Annotated in this window: 13 protein-coding genes and 7 tRNA genes; 19 read left to right on the plus strand and 1 reads right to left on the minus strand. The window is 35.9% G+C overall.

The window, feature by feature from the left end:
• Position 1 precedes the first annotated feature (1 nt).
• The 18 genes from B5X47_RS13145 to B5X47_RS13230 all read left to right on the plus strand — a co-directional run bounded on the left by B5X47_RS13145 (position 2) and on the right by B5X47_RS13230 (position 10,475).
• Positions 2-77 (plus strand) — tRNA-Val (locus B5X47_RS13145).
• Positions 78-89: 12 nt separating this feature from the next.
• Positions 90-166: transfer RNA gene (locus tag B5X47_RS13150), tRNA-Asp, on the plus strand.
• Between the two features lie 40 nt (positions 167-206).
• Positions 207-281, plus strand: a tRNA-Thr gene (locus B5X47_RS13155).
• A gap of 35 nt (positions 282-316) precedes the next feature.
• A tRNA-Tyr gene (locus tag B5X47_RS13160) sits at positions 317-401 on the plus strand.
• 66 nt (positions 402-467) lie between these two features.
• Positions 468-542 (plus strand) — tRNA-Gly (locus B5X47_RS13165).
• A 24-nt stretch (positions 543-566) separates the two neighbouring features.
• Positions 567-640, plus strand: a tRNA-Gly gene (locus B5X47_RS13170).
• Positions 641-674: 34 nt separating this feature from the next.
• Positions 675-751, plus strand: a tRNA-Arg gene (locus B5X47_RS13175).
• A 151-nt stretch (positions 752-902) separates the two neighbouring features.
• Positions 903-1,718 (plus strand): diadenylate cyclase CdaA, encoded by an 816-nt coding sequence (gene cdaA / locus B5X47_RS13180; protein ID WP_013360703.1) that lies wholly within the window; start codon positions 903-905, stop codon positions 1,716-1,718.
• The gene (locus tag B5X47_RS13185) at positions 1,715-2,917 is read left to right on the plus strand and encodes a CdaR family protein (RefSeq protein ID WP_079590720.1); all 1,203 of its coding nucleotides are present in this window, start codon (positions 1,715-1,717) and stop codon (positions 2,915-2,917) included. The genes cdaA and B5X47_RS13185 overlap by 4 nt, the downstream gene beginning before the upstream one ends.
• Positions 2,918-3,055: 138 nt before the next feature.
• The gene (gene buk / locus B5X47_RS13190; RefSeq protein WP_079590722.1) at positions 3,056-4,135 is read left to right on the plus strand and encodes a butyrate kinase; all 1,080 of its coding nucleotides are present in this window, start codon (positions 3,056-3,058) and stop codon (positions 4,133-4,135) included.
• A complete protein-coding gene (ptb, locus tag B5X47_RS13195) occupies positions 4,136-5,041 on the plus strand; it encodes a phosphate butyryltransferase (protein WP_079590724.1) in 906 nt (301 codons plus the stop codon). It abuts the gene before it with no gap.
• Positions 5,042-5,076: 35 nt separating this feature from the next.
• On the plus strand, positions 5,077-6,153 hold the full coding sequence (gene buk / locus B5X47_RS13200; protein WP_079590726.1) for a butyrate kinase: 1,077 nt from the start codon (positions 5,077-5,079) through the stop codon (positions 6,151-6,153).
• Between the two features lie 2 nt (positions 6,154-6,155).
• A complete protein-coding gene (locus tag B5X47_RS13205) occupies positions 6,156-6,833 on the plus strand; it encodes an ATP-binding protein (RefSeq protein ID WP_079590728.1) in 678 nt (225 codons plus the stop codon).
• Positions 6,834-6,894: 61 nt separating this feature from the next.
• Positions 6,895-7,113 carry a 4Fe-4S dicluster domain-containing protein gene (locus B5X47_RS13210; RefSeq protein ID WP_013360709.1) on the plus strand — a complete coding sequence of 73 codons (219 nt, stop codon included), beginning with the start codon at positions 6,895-6,897 and terminating at the stop codon, positions 7,111-7,113.
• A gap of 17 nt (positions 7,114-7,130) precedes the next feature.
• A complete protein-coding gene (locus B5X47_RS13215) occupies positions 7,131-8,186 on the plus strand; it encodes a 3-methyl-2-oxobutanoate dehydrogenase subunit VorB (protein WP_079590730.1) in 1,056 nt (351 codons plus the stop codon).
• Positions 8,186-8,935: a thiamine pyrophosphate-dependent enzyme gene (locus tag B5X47_RS13220; RefSeq protein WP_013360711.1), complete on the plus strand. Its 750-nt coding sequence runs from the start codon at positions 8,186-8,188 to the stop codon at positions 8,933-8,935. Before B5X47_RS13215 ends, B5X47_RS13220 begins: the two co-directional genes overlap by 1 nt.
• A 1-nt stretch (position 8,936) precedes the next feature.
• The gene (locus B5X47_RS13225) at positions 8,937-9,491 is read left to right on the plus strand and encodes a 2-oxoacid:acceptor oxidoreductase family protein (protein WP_013360712.1); all 555 of its coding nucleotides are present in this window, start codon (positions 8,937-8,939) and stop codon (positions 9,489-9,491) included.
• 105 nt (positions 9,492-9,596) lie between these two features.
• Positions 9,597-10,475, plus strand: a complete 879-nt coding sequence (locus tag B5X47_RS13230; RefSeq protein ID WP_079590732.1) for a YitT family protein — start codon at positions 9,597-9,599, stop codon at positions 10,473-10,475.
• 198 nt (positions 10,476-10,673) lie between these two features.
• Here the strand turns inward: B5X47_RS13230 and B5X47_RS13235 are convergent, their stop codons facing one another.
• Complete coding sequence (locus B5X47_RS13235) at positions 10,674-12,818, minus strand: transporter substrate-binding domain-containing protein (protein ID WP_079590734.1); 2,145 nt, start codon at positions 12,816-12,818, stop codon at positions 10,674-10,676.
• A 165-nt stretch (positions 12,819-12,983) separates the two neighbouring features.
• On the opposite strand from B5X47_RS13235, the gene glmM reads away from it, so the two are divergent.
• Positions 12,984-14,342 (plus strand): phosphoglucosamine mutase, encoded by a 1,359-nt coding sequence (gene glmM / locus B5X47_RS13240; RefSeq protein ID WP_079590736.1) that lies wholly within the window; start codon positions 12,984-12,986, stop codon positions 14,340-14,342.
• The last annotated feature ends 225 nt before the right edge of the window (positions 14,343-14,567 follow it).

Consider the following 14,567-nt stretch of genomic DNA (forward strand, 5'->3'; position numbering starts at 1 on the left):
TGGGCTCATAGCTCAGCTGGGAGAGCACCTGCCTTACAAGCAGGGGGTCACAGGTTCGAGCCCTGTTGAGCCCACCAAACTTAATATGCGGTCCGGTAGTTCAGTTGGTTAGAATGCCAGCCTGTCACGCTGGAGGTCGAGGGTTCGAGCCCCTTCCGGATCGCCAATTACATACATTGGAAAATAAGCAGTGATTTAGACATCATGCTGGCGTGGCTCAACGGTAGAGCAGCTGACTTGTAATCAGCAGGTTGTAGGTTCGATTCCTATCGCCAGCTCCATAATTAATTTAATAAAGCATAGGTATAAAATCTATGGAGGGATTCCCGAGTGGCTAAAGGGGGCAGACTGTAAATCTGTTGGCAACGCCTTCGCTGGTTCGAATCCAGCTCCCTCCACCAAAAAAAATATGTTTACAAATGCAAGATAAAGTTGTATAATAACTTTGTTGTCAAATCACCAAAGTCGCGGAAGTGGCTCAGTGGTAGAGCATCGCCTTGCCAAGGCGAGGGTCGCGGGTTCGAGTCCCGTCTTCCGCTCCAATAAAAATTTAAAGTATTTAGCATGCGGGTGTAGCTCAGTGGTAGAGCCCCTGCCTTCCAAGCAGATTGCGAGGGTTCGATTCCCTTCACCCGCTCCAATTAAAACTCAATTTAAGACTTCAGCTTTGCACTGCGTCTGTAGCTCAGTTGGATAGAGCAGTGGCCTTCGAAGTCATGTGTCAGGGGTTCAAGTCCCTTCAGGCGCACCATTATAGTTCTAACAAAGAGACCTAAAATTTATAGGTCTTTTTTTAATTTTTGAAAAAATCTTTACAGATTGGTTACTTCTCTTCTCTCAACTGATATAAATGATGTATACTATATATTGAAGTCGAATTTTGCCTTAAGGAGGCTATTAATTTGTGGGAATTAAAAGATATAGTATTTAATATAGGAATTTTTGATGTTATAGACATTGCAATAGTTGCATATGTTTTTTATAAACTCTATCAGCTTATAAAGGAAACTAGGGCGGAGCAGCTAGTAAGAGGTATAGTAATTTTATTGCTTGCTACTAAAGCAAGTGAGATTATGCAGCTTCATGTTGTTAACTGGATACTTAAAAATACAATGACAGTGGGAATGATAGCACTTCTAATAGTATTTCAGCCAGAGCTTAGAAGAGTGCTTGAATATCTAGGAAGAACAAAATTTATAATTAAACCAGCTATTGAGGATACTGAAAAAGTAGATGTTGTCGTGGAAGAGGTAGTACAGTCAATGACATCACTTGCAAGACAAAAAATCGGAGCTCTTCTTGTTTTCGAAAGAGAAACTGGCATAAACGATATAATTCAAACGGGAACAATGATGGATGCTAAAGTTACTAGACAGCTTCTTATAAATATTTTTATACCAAACACTCCACTTCATGATGGCGCAGCAGTCATTAGAGGTGGAAAAATTATGGCAGCCGGTTGTTTTTTACCTCTTACAGAAAATAAATTTTTGAACAAAGAGCTTGGAACAAGACATAGAGCTGGACTTGGAATTAGTGAAAGATCAGATTGTATAGCGCTTATAGTCTCAGAAGAAACTGGATTTATATCACTAGCACAAAATGGTAAGTTATATAGAGATCTTTCTGAGGAGTCACTTAGAACCTTCCTTTTAAAAGGACTTAGAAAAGAAGAAGAGTCTAAAGGCTTTTTTAAGAAAGGCGGCATATTCAAATGAAGACATTATTAAACCAAAATTTTAAGATGAAAATATTTGCAGTAATCTTTGCTTTTTTTATGTGGATATATGTAATGGCAGAAGTTGACCCTATTATAATAAGAGATATTGATTCAGTACCTATTAATATTACAAATATGCAAGAACTGGAGCTGCTTGAGCTTACACCAGAGTATGGAACAGATTTGAACGTAAGGGTGAGTTTAAGAGGCAGAAGATCTATTTTAAATGCTCAAATAACAAGAGGAATTAAAGCAGAAGGATTGATAAACAATCCTAAAGAAGGCGAGAATATACTCGTAGTAGATTTAAAGGATGTTGATTCTAATGTGGAGTATACTTTATATCCGTCTGATAAGCAAATTAATTTAGAAAAGAAAATGGTTATTCGAAAATCCGTATCGGTAGTGCAAACAGGAACCTTGCCTGAGGGCTATGAAATTAAGGAAATAAAATCAAATCCCGCTAGCATGTATATAGAAGGACCAAAAACATTGGTAGATTCTATAACTACATTAATGACTACTCTCGATGTTTCTAATTATGATAAGGACTTTAGCAAGAAGCTTCAGGTTATTCCTGTAGATAGGGACAATCAAGAAGTTAAAGGTGTAAGTATAAATCAAGATACTGTATTTGTTCATGCTATTGTTGTAAAGACTAAGACTGTCCCAATTGTACTAGATATCCCAAACAGTGAAAACGATGAACTTAAGCTAAGTGGATATACCATAGACCCACCTGAAGTTGTTATCAAAGGAAAAGCTAATATAATTGATTCAATAAAAGAAATAAAAACTGAGAAGGTCGAGCTATCGCAGCTAGTAGAAAATCCTAACTTAAAAGTTAAACTCGTTCTGCCTACTGGGGTAGAGACACAGACACCGGAGATAACTTTAAAGTCATCTATGGAAAAGGTAATTAGTAAAGAATTTAATATATCTAAAGAAAGAATCCAAATTTCTGGAAATGGCCAACTGCCAGATATTTCTGATAATCCGGATATAAGCGATTTTATTGCTGTGAAGATTACAACTACTGACAAAATTATGGATACAATATCGGAAAATGACATTAGAGTTTATATAAAAATGCAAGAATATCAAAATAATCCTGCAAGAGTACCTATTCATGTAGAGATTGATGAAGAGGTCGAAAGTATTGAAACAACACCGTTGTACTTGAATTTAGAAGGGTAGTATCCATTGGATACTGCCCTTCTCTTGAATTTTTTTCGATTTATGGATATCATAGAGATATATAATTGAAAGCTGTATCAAAAATACAATCACAAAAAATTGTACAGCATATAATTTAATAGAACTTGGAGGGGAAATATGAAGCTAATTTTAGTAATTAATCCTGGTTCCACATCTACTAAGGTGGCCCTGTTTAAAAGGACAGAAAACGTTATCCAGAATAATCTGACACATTCAGCTGAAGAAATAGCTAAGTTTGAAAGAGTATCTGATCAGCTAGAAATGCGCCAAGCTTTAATTGAAGACTGGATGAAAGAAGAAGGATACCAACTTTCGGATTTAGAAGCGGTTGTAGGCAGAGGAGGTCTTCTAAGATCTATGCCTGGCGGTACATACGAAGTAACTTCAAAGATGAAAGAGGATTTGATTGCTGCTCAAAGAGGAGAGCATGCATCGAATTTAGGAGGATTAATTGCAGACAAAATAGCTGAAAAAGCTGGAGTAAAAAGCTATATAGTTGACCCTGTAGCTGTTGATGAATTTGAAGATATAGCTAGAATTTCAGGAATACCTCAAATTGAGAGGATTTCTCTAGGACATGCACTAAATGTTAAGGCAGTGGGAAGAAGAGCTGCTAAAGAGCTAGGAAAAGGTTTAGACGAGGTAAATTTAATTGTAGCTCACATAGGTGGAGGAATTTCAATTTGTCCACTTAGAAAAGGTAAAGCAATAGACTATAACAATGCCAATGAGATGGGTCCATTTTCACCAGAAAGAACTGGGGGACTTCCATGTGGTGATTTAGTAAAGCTGTGCTTCTCAGGAAAGTATACATTAGCTGAAATGAAGAAGAAAATAAGTGGTAAGGGAGGCCTTGTTGCTTATCTTGGAACTAATGATGCACGAGAAGTACAAAAGCTGATAGATGCAGGAGATGAAAAGGCAAAGCTTATTTTTTCAGCGATGGCTTATCAGATAGCAAAAGAAATTGGCCAGATGGCTACAGTTCTAAAAGGCGAAGTTGATGCTATAGTTATGACTGGTGGAGTTTCTTACTCTGAGAATCTAACTAATCAAGTTAAAGAAATGGTTTCTTTTATAGCTCCATATATGGTTATTCCTGGAGAAGATGAAATGTTAGCACTAGCTGAAGGAACTGTAAGAGTTTTAAATGGTGAAGAAAAGGCTAAGATTTATGAAAATGAGGTGAAATTATAGATGAAAAATTTTAATGAAATTATAGCATTTGCTAAAGAAAGAGGTCCAAAAACTATTTCAGTAGCCTGTGCTCAAGATAAAGAAGTACTTTTAGCAGTTGAAGCTGCAAGAAAAGAAGGTATAGCAAAAGCTATATTAGTAGGGGATGAAGTTAAAATAGCTGAAATAGCTGAGGAGTTAAATATTGCTCTATCAGATTATGAAGTTATAAATGAAGCTGATCTTACTAATGCCTGTCTAAAAGCTGTAGAGCTAGTTTCTACTGGGGTAGCAGATATAGTTATGAAAGGTCTAGTTGACACATCTATTATTCTAAAGGCTGTGCTTAATAAAGAGATAGGACTTAGAACTGGGCTTCCACTTAGCCACGTTGCTGTATTTAAAATAGATGGATATGAAAGATTATTCTTTGTTACAGATGCGGCTATGACACTGAGCCCAGATTTAATGACAAAGAAGCAAATTCTTGAAAATGCTGTTTCATTAGCTCATGCCCTAGATATTGAAGAACCAAAGGTTGCAGTACTTTGCGCTAAGGAAAAAACAGATGAAAAGATGCCATGTACAATAGATGCATTTAAGTTAGAAGAAATGCAAAAAAACGGAGAAATAAAAGGTTGCTTAGTTGGAGGACCATTTGCACTTGATAATGCAGTATCTGAAGAAGCTGCAAAGCATAAAGGAATGACTCATCCAATTGGAGGAAAGGCTGATATTCTTTTAGTTCCAAATATAGAATCAGGAAATATTTTATATAAATCACTAGTATTCTTTGCAAAAGGTGAAAACGCAGGACTAATTGTGGGAGCAAAAGCACCTATTGTATTAACTTCAAGAGCTGACAGCGATATTACTAAGCTAAATTCTATTGCCCTTGCTGTACTTGCAGCTAGCAAGCAAAACTAATTTTAGAAATATAAAATAAAACTTTGGAGGGAACTATGAGCACTTATAAAATATTAGCTATTAATCCAGGATCTACATCAACAAAGATTGCTGTATATGAAAATGAAACACAAATAATGGAAAAAACTCTAAGACATTCTACAGAAGAAATCAATAAATACGAGAAAATATTTGATCAATTTGAATTTAGAAAAAACGTTATAGTAGACGCAGTTAGTGAAGCTGGAATTGCTATTGAAGAGCTAGATGCAGTAGTAGGAAGAGGAGGACTTTTAAAGCCAATCAAAGGCGGAACCTATGAGGTATCTGACGAACTAATTGCTGGACTAAAAGAGCCATATCTTGGAGAGCATGCTTCGAATTTAGGCGGAATCATCGCTAAAGAAATTGCTGATGCAGCACTTGCTCCTTCATTTATAGTTGACCCAGTAGTAGTTGATGAAATGAATGATGTAGCTAGAATTTCAGGTATGCCAGAAATTCCTAGATTTTCAATATTCCATGCACTAAATCAAAAAGCTACAGCTAGAAGATTTGCTAATGAAATTGGAAAATCATATGAAGACATAAATGTAATCGTAGCTCATATGGGCGGGGGAGTATCTGTAGGAGCTCATGAAAAAGGAAGAGTTATAGATGTAAATAATGCTCTAGACGGAGAAGGACCATTTTCACCAGAAAGAGCTGGAGGACTTCCGGTTGGAGATTTAGCTAAGCTATGCTTTAGCGGAAAATATACACATGCACAAATCAAGAAGCTATTAAAAGGCGAAGGCGGAATAGTAGCTTATCTTGGAACAAATGATGCTAGAGATGTTGAAAAGATGATAGCTGAGGGCGATGAAAAGGCTAAGCTTATCTATGAAGCTATGGCTTACCAAGTGGCAAAGGAAATAGGTTCATGCGCTACTGTACTTAAAGGTAAGGTAGATGCAATCATCCTTACTGGAGGAATTGCATATTCTGAAATGATAACTACATGGATTAAGGAAAGAGTATCATTTATAGCTGATGTAAAAATATATGCTGGTGAGGATGAAATGTCAGCTCTAGCTCAAGGAGCACTTCGTGTTCTTCGTGAGGAAGAGAAACCACAAAGATATGAGGCTTAAATATGTTTATTAACGATAAAAGAATTAGAATTATCATAGGACACTATGGCAGTGGCAAAACTGAGTTTTCAGTGAATTATGCTATGAAGCTAAAGCAAGCTACTGCTAGTAAAGTTGCTATAGCTGACCTTGATATAGTAAATGTTTATTTTAGATCTAGAGAAAAGCAGGTTATGCTTGAAGAGCAAGGCATAAAAGTAATTGCCAGCTCTATAGCAGGAAATGCTCTTGATTTACCTGCTGTGGCTGCTGATATAATAACGCCTTTAGAGGACAAATCCTATGAATACGTAATAGATGTAGGAGGAGACTCTGTAGGAGCAAGAGTGCTTGGCAGATTCAAAAATTACATTGAAGATGGCGACTATGACATGTTCATGGTTGTAAATGCAAATAGAGAGCAGACCATGGATTTAGAAGGAATCAAAAGGCACAAGGAAACTATAGAGGCAACAAGTAGGCTCAAAGTGACAGGTTTTATAAACAACACTCATCTTATAAGAGAAACAACTCTAGAAGATGTACTTAAAGGGGACAAGCTTTTAAAAGAAGCATCCAAAGAACTTGGCATTCCTATCCGCTACGTTTCTGCTATGTCACATATAGCTAGTCAAATACCAGATGAGGTTTCAGGCGAAATCCTAGCACTGGATTTGATTATGAGAGATCAGTGGATGTAAAGCATTATAGTATTAATATAATTTCTGCCTAGCAGAACAACGCTTAAAGGAGGATATATAAATGGCTAAAGGTAAGGTGTATTTTGATCAAGATCGCTGTAAAGGTTGCGAGCTTTGTACTACAGCATGCCCGGTAAAAATAGTAGTTATGGACAAAACACAAATCAACATAAAAGGGTACCATCCAGCAACTGTACTAGAGATGGATAAATGTATAGGATGTGCTAACTGTGCAACTATGTGTCCGGATTATGTAATTACTGTAGAGAGAGAACAATAAAAAGGAGGATACTATAAATGGCTAAAGTACTTATGAAGGGTAATGAAGCAGTAGCAAAGGCAGCTATCGAGGCTGGATGTAAATACTTCTTCGGATATCCTATTACACCACAAAATGAGATTCCAGAGTATATGGCTAGAGAGATGCCAAAGGTTGGAGGAGTTTTTCTACAAGCAGAGTCAGAAGTTGCAGCTATAAATATGGTTTATGGGGCAGCAGGAGCAGGAGCTAGAGTTATGACTTCTTCTTCATCTCCAGGAATTGCCTTAAAACAAGAAGGTATATCATACATAGCAGGTGCAGAGCTTCCAGCAGTAATAGTAAACATGATGAGAGGGGGCCCTGGACTAGGAGGAATCCAACCATCACAGGCTGACTATTTCATGTCGACTCGTGGAGGCGGAAATGGTGACTACAGACATATAGTATATGCTCCAGCAACTATTCAAGAAGCTGTAGATATGACTATGGAAGCATTTGAAGTAGCTGACTACTACAGAATGCCAGTAATGGTAGTAGGAGACGGTATGATAGGACAGATGATGGAGCCAGTTGAGTTTAATCCTCCAGCAAAAAGAGAGCTTCAGGAAAAAACTTGGGCATCTGTTGGAACTAAGGGCTTAAGAAAGCCTAACGTAATCAACTCACTTTATCTTGAAGCTCAAGAGCTAGAAGATCACAACATTCGCCTTGAGAAGAAATATGAAGAAATTATAGAAAAAGAAGCTAGATGGGAAAACTACAAAATTGAAGATGCTGATATTATCCTTGTAGCTTATGGAACAACTGCTCGTATTGCGAAAAATGCAGCTGAAGACCTTAGAAAAGAAGGAATCAAAGCTGGAGTAATTCGTCCTATGACATTATGGCCATTCCCTAATAAAGCATTCGAAAACTTAAATTGTAAAGCTCTTCTAACTGTAGAGATGTCAATGGGACAAATGATAGAAGACGTAAAAACTGCTGTAGAATTCAAACATCCAGTACACTTTGTAGGAAGAGTTGGAGGAATGATTCCAGAGCCTGTGATGATAGTTGATAAAGCAAGAGAGATTATGGGAGGTGTAAGATAATGGCAGTTGTTTTCAAAAAGACTCAGGGACTTACTGATGTACAAACACATTACTGTCCAGGCTGTACACACGGTATTATCCATAGATTAGTTGGAGAAGTATTAGAAGAGCTAGGAGTACTTGGCGATTCTATAGGTGTTGCACCAGTTGGATGTTCAGTACTTGCTTATAAATATTTTAACTGTGATATGCAAGAGGCAGCTCACGGTAGAGCACCAGCATGTGCTACAGGTATCAAAAGAGTTCATCCTGATAAAGTAGTATTTACTTATCAAGGAGACGGAGACCTTGCTTCTATAGGTATGGCTGAAATAGTTCATGCTGCAGCTAGAGGAGAAAAAATAACTACAATATTTGTAAACAACGCAATCTACGGTATGACTGGTGGACAAATGGCTCCAACTACACTAGTTGGTCAAAAAGCTACAACATCACCTTACGGAAGAGATGCAGCTCTTGTAGGTTTCCCTATTAGAGTATCAGAAATGCTTTCAACTCTTGACGGAGCTGTATATGTAGAAAGAGTTACAGTAAATACTGCTGCAAATGTTCGTAAAGCTAAAGCAGCTATCAAAAAAGCTTTCCAAGCTCAAATTAATGGAGAAGGATTTACTATGGTAGAGGTACTTTCTACTTGTCCTACAAACTGGGGACTACATCCAGTTGAAGCATTAAAATGGCTAGAAGATAACATGATTCCATACTATCCTCTAGGAAACTTTAAAAATGTAGATGGGGAGGCGAAATAGTATGCAAACTCAAAAAATAATCTGTGCAGGCTTTGGTGGTCAAGGGGTAATGTCTATGGGACAGCTTATCACTTATGCTGGTATGCTAGAAAGCAAAGAAGTATCTTGGCTTCCATCATATGGTCCAGAAATGCGTGGAGGAACTGCTAACTGTTCAGTTATAGTATCTGAAACTCCTATCGGTTCACCAGTTATTACAAATGATGCTACTTCAGCTATAATTATGAATCTTCCATCTCTTACAAAGTTTGAGAAGGACGTAGCACCAGGAGGAAGCATATTTATCAACCGTTCTCTAATAGAGAAAAAGGTTGAAAGAACTGATGTAGATGTATACTATATAGATGCAAACGAAATAGCACTTGAGCTTGGAAATCCAAGAGTAGCTAACATGGTTATGCTAGGTGCTTTAATTGAAATCAACAAAACAGTATCTATCGACAGCGTTCTTGAGGCTTTCAAAAAAGTTTTCGGTCCTTCAAAAGAGAAGTTTGTACCTCTTAACAAAGAAGCGATTGAAAAAGGTATGCAGGCTGTAAGAGAATCTGTAAAATAATAACTTTGTTTAATTCAAAATAATGCTTTAAAAAACTATGAATAACCTTTATTATAAAGGTATTCATAGTTTTTTTAATGACCTAGTTTAAGTCGGAGGTAAGATATGAAACCTGTCAATATGCCAGAAACAACCAATAAAAAGATGAAGCCTTTTATTAGAATATTAACCCTAGCTCTTGGAAGCTTGATTTGTGCTGTAGGAATAAATGGATACTTAAGACCGCTTGGACTACTCAGCGGTGGAGCTACAGGTATAGCTATAATTATGAATCATCTGACAAGCTTTAATATCGGTCTTATAGTATTTGCAATAAACATTCCTTTGTTTGTTTTGGCAGCATTTAAGCTAAAGAGAGAGTTTGTAATATACAGTATGATAAATATGACCATGTTTTCAACTCTACTAGGAGTCACAGGGGAAGTATATAAGTATATAGGTGTAGACGACATCATGCTTTCGGCTATTGTTGGAGGAGTATTAAACGGAATCGGCATGGGGATTACATTTAGAGGTAGAGGCTCTCAAGGTGGAATGGATATAATTGCAGCACTAATAAGAAAAAAATGGGATATATCCCTTGGAAATGCACTTATGGGAGCAAATCTCGTGATAATTGGCTGGGGTGGTACGATATTTGGAATAAAAAGCTTTCTTTACACTATAATAGTTCTTTTTATTTCATATAACTTCTTAGACAAGGTTCAAACTACCTTTGAAACGAAAAAATCAGTTATGATAATATCTGAGCATCCTAAGGAAATAGGAGATGCTCTTATGGCTAATATGAACAGAGCTATAACCTATCTCAATGGGGAAGGTGGATACTCTCATCTGGAAAAGCAAATAATATACACAATAATCAATCCAAGAGAAGTGTCTAAGCTCAAAAAAATAGTAAATGACCATGATCCAAAAGCGTTTATTTCAGTCTTTGAAACAAACGAAGTAAGAGGATATAGATTTAAAGAGCGCTTTATTTAGAGCTAGAGAATTAAATAAGAAAAATATAGGTAATTATATAAAAAAATATATGTAATTATATAAAAAAAAGTCCAGTTTTTATAAGAGCATGATGTCTTATAAACTGGACTTTATTTGTAAATTAATCAAGAAATTTATGACCTATGAGTAAGCTTGGGTTAATAAACCGACTAGTGTTTTTAATGCAACTTTAGATTTCTATGATTTAGCAAGGCTTTTTATGAATTTTTTATGAATGTACATGTTATTGTCAGCCTCTATCATTTTTTCGTTAAAATCATCGTCTATAGATTGTCTGCTAGATGCTCCCATTGCTATGCTAAGCCCTTTTATTGTAGAGGTACCATCTGAAATAGAAGTATTAGAAGCAATCTCGTTTACCAAATCAATTTTATCTTCTATTTGAGTGTCTATATTACCAGCATACAAAATTAAAAATTCATCTCCACCCATTCTAAATATCAGAGCATTATCAAACACCTGCTCCAAAATCTTACTGCATTTTTTAATTAGCAAATCTCCCATGTGGTGCCCATATAAATCATTTGTTTTTTTAAGATTATTCATATCAGCCATTATTATAAGCTGAGGAAAACCCATACAGTTGAACTCAGTTTCCATATCCTTAAAGCAGGTTCTGTTTTTTAGACCTGTCAAGGAATCAGTGTATAAAAGCTTAGTACGCTCCGATAAAAGCAAGGTTTTTGCTTTTTCATTAGCTAAAGATTTCAATATTCTAAATGTAAATAGAGCAATTATAAACATGGTCGCAGTAAGCATGGCTATCACAAGAGTAAGCCTCTTGTACTTTATAGGCTCTGGGACAGGCACATTTGAAAGTCCGCGATGCTTCAATTCTTCATAGGATATAAGCGAGATTGTTTTGTCTATTATAGAGTAAAGCTCAGGTTTATTTTTGCTTATACCAAAATATAAAAATGAATCAGAGGAGGTACTTCCTTTTTTTATGATGCTCGTATACCCTAGCCCCTGAATATAAAAGTCAGCTACAGTAGGATTCTCTATAAAATAATCTGCTTCACCCTTATCGACTTTGGAAATAGATTCTTCCACACTTTTAGTTTTTATTATTTCCACTTCTCTTAAATTCTTTAAAAGGTATTCCTCATGCCAGAATCCATCTATAACAGCAACTTTCTTGCCCTCTAGACCATATACGTCTTGTACATGCATGTTTTCTCTTTTTCCATAGATTTCATCTCGCTCATAGCTAAAAGGCTGTGGGAAATAAAAATGGTTTAGCCTATCGGGAGTTTTAGCCATGTTCACAACATCGATTTCTCTATTTAGAGCTTTACTATAAATATCTGAGAAGCTACCGTGCATTACATTTACATTTAATCCAATTAAATGAGAAAGCTCGTTAAAAACACTTCCAGCAACGCCTTGGTATTCTCCGTTTGAATAATAATCAAAAGGCAGATAATCATCAGCAACTCCCACAGTAACGGTTTCGTTTTTATCTAGCCAATATAACTCGGATTCTGTTAGCCTTAATATTTTTCTATTAAATAATACCTCAGAATTTTCTATAGCTTCATTAATTTCTGTATCTAAATATTTTTCAATTATTTTATCCAATATACCTGCTAAGATAGCGTTTTCTTTGAGAGTTGAAAAAGTCATGTCTGAAGTCAAGGTATTTACTTCAGCTATATAATTTAAATCACTGTAATTATATATAAAATCATGTATAATTACTCCACCTGAAACTACAAATCCATCTACGGCCCCTGCAGAGAGTGCTTCTAGAGCAGCTTTTTGGTCTGGAAATATTCTTATCTTAGGATGAATATTATTATAAATATCTAGAAAAGGCTGAAGGTTTATATCTCCATCTATAAAAGCAACCTTTTTATTGTCTAAATCTCCTATAGTTTGAACTGCACTGCCTTTTTTCGCAAAAACTGCATAAGGGTACTGAATCATAGGACGAGTAAACTCCATATACTGCCTTCTGAGCAAGGTGGGATTTGCACCAAACAATATATCGATATCTCTAGTAGAAAGGCCGCTTACAGCTTCACCCCAAGATTTTTCCGAAGCGATTTCAATATTTATCTTTGTTTCTCTTTCTATTAGCTTAATAACGTCTAGTAAAAAACCAGCCTTTTGTCCTCTAAATTCGAAATAATCCATACCAGAATATGGATCTAAGCCTAAAAGAAAAGTCTCATTTTCATGAGCTTTTAAAAAATTTAGTTCTTCGTTTGTAAAGGGTATGCTAGAGCTTAAGGCATAGCTTGAATAAGAAAAAAGTATATTTATAAAAATAAAAATAAGAGTAAATAGTCTTATGAATATCCGTCTTATATCAACCACTCCCAATTATTGTAAGTTTTTAAGGCAAATACATATTAAAACCAGTTTACCATTTATAACGATAGATTTTCAACTAATTAGGACAAATCATGGAGAATTATTGTATAATATATCAAAATAAGTAAAATTTAAGTTAACTAAAAAAGCTTTTAATTGGAGGAAGTAATGAGAAAGTATTTTGGAACAGATGGAGTAAGAGGAATAGCCAACAAAGAACTTACAGCAGAACTAGCATATAATTTAGGAAGAGCAGGAGCTTTTGTGCTTCAAAAACATAGTGAGCATGGCTCAGATAGAGTAAAGGTAGTAATAGGAAGCGACACTCGTATATCAAAGGATATCTTGTCTATGGCACTGAGCGCAGGATTTATGAGCATGGGTGCAGATGTAATAGATGCAAAGGTACTGCCTACGCCAGCAGTTGCATATCTTACAAAGCACTACAGAGCTGATATAGGAGCTGTGATTTCAGCATCGCACAACCCTATGGAGTACAATGGAATTAAATTTTTTAACTCAAAAGGATTTAAGCTTGCTGATGAAATCGAGCTTGAAATTGAAAAATACTTAGATGATATGAGCCTACTAAATGAGTATCCTACTCATGAAAACATAGGAAAAAGAATGAAAGTAACTAATCCAGAGCAAGCGTATATCGAATTTCTTAAATCTTGTGTAAGCACAGATTTTAAGGGAATGAAGGTAGTGCTAGATACTGCAAATGGAGCTGCATATAAAATCGCACCTGAGGTATTTACTCAGCTCGGGGCTGAGGTAGTATGTATAGGCTGTGAGCCTACAGGAACAAATATAAATGCAAATTGCGGTTCAACTCATACAAAGAACCTTGAGGCCATGGTAGTAGAGCATAAAGCTGATTTAGGACTTGCCTATGACGGAGATGCAGATAGATTAATCGCAATAGATGAAATGGGACAAATCATAGACGGAGACAAAATAATGCTGATTTGTGCAAATGACATGAAAGCTAAAAATCAGCTTAAAAAAGACACTTTAGTAGTTACTGTAATGAGCAACATGGGACTTCATGTGGCGGCAAAAGCTTTAGGAATAAAGCTAGCAGTTACAGGAGTAGGCGATAGATATGTACTTGAAGAGATGGTGAAAGAGGGATACTCTTTAGGTGGAGAGCAGTCGGGACATATGATATTTTTAGATCATATAACAACTGGGGATGGGACACTTAGCTCGCTGTTATTTGCAGAAATAGTGAAAAACAGCGGCAAAAAAGCATCAGAGATTTCAAAAATAATGGAGATTTATCCGCAAGTGCTTATAAATGCAAAGGTAAGCAATGGAAACAAGCACACTTATATGGAAAACCAAGAGGTAGCAGATAAGATAAAACTGCTAGAAGAAAAAATGGATGGACAAGGAAGAGTCTTAATTAGACCATCTGGAACAGAGCCTTTAGTTAGAGTTATGCTAGAAGGCAAAGACCAAAATCAAATTGAAGTAATGGCAAGAGAGCTTGCAGATTTTATTGAAATCAAATTAGGGTAACAGCAAGTTTATAAAGCCTCAAATGCTTATCAAAAAGTGTTTGAGGCTTTTATAGTCTATAAATAAAGCAAGGATTTTAAAGTTTATTAGCATTTTATGATTTGTAAGTATACTAGAGATATTTTGATGTAAACTTTTTGTAAAATAAAATATGTTTTTGCTTTATGAAAGATGTGATATAATTATATGCACGCTAAAAATGGAAGAATCATGGAAAATGTACGT

Source organism: Acetoanaerobium noterae (assembly GCF_900168025.1).
GTDB lineage: Bacteria > Bacillota > Clostridia > Peptostreptococcales > Filifactoraceae > Acetoanaerobium > Acetoanaerobium noterae.

Bases quoted from the DNA above. Each gene is read 5' to 3' on its own strand.
- B5X47_RS13185 (WP_079590720.1), top strand. From the start codon at position 1,715: ATGAAGACATTATTAAACCAAAATTTTAAGATGAAAATATTTGCAGTA.
- buk (WP_079590722.1), top strand. From the start codon at position 3,056: ATGAAGCTAATTTTAGTAATTAATCCTGGTTCCACATCTACTAAGGTG.
- ptb (WP_079590724.1), top strand. From the start codon at position 4,136: ATGAAAAATTTTAATGAAATTATAGCATTTGCTAAAGAAAGAGGTCCA.
- buk (WP_079590726.1), top strand. From the start codon at position 5,077: ATGAGCACTTATAAAATATTAGCTATTAATCCAGGATCTACATCAACA.
- B5X47_RS13205 (WP_079590728.1), top strand. From the start codon at position 6,156: ATGTTTATTAACGATAAAAGAATTAGAATTATCATAGGACACTATGGC.
- B5X47_RS13210 (WP_013360709.1), top strand. From the start codon at position 6,895: ATGGCTAAAGGTAAGGTGTATTTTGATCAAGATCGCTGTAAAGGTTGC.
- B5X47_RS13215 (WP_079590730.1), top strand. From the start codon at position 7,131: ATGGCTAAAGTACTTATGAAGGGTAATGAAGCAGTAGCAAAGGCAGCT.
- B5X47_RS13220 (WP_013360711.1), top strand. From the start codon at position 8,186: ATGGCAGTTGTTTTCAAAAAGACTCAGGGACTTACTGATGTACAAACA.
- B5X47_RS13225 (WP_013360712.1), top strand. From the start codon at position 8,937: ATGCAAACTCAAAAAATAATCTGTGCAGGCTTTGGTGGTCAAGGGGTA.
- B5X47_RS13230 (WP_079590732.1), top strand. From the start codon at position 9,597: ATGAAACCTGTCAATATGCCAGAAACAACCAATAAAAAGATGAAGCCT.
- glmM (WP_079590736.1), top strand. From the start codon at position 12,984: ATGAGAAAGTATTTTGGAACAGATGGAGTAAGAGGAATAGCCAACAAA.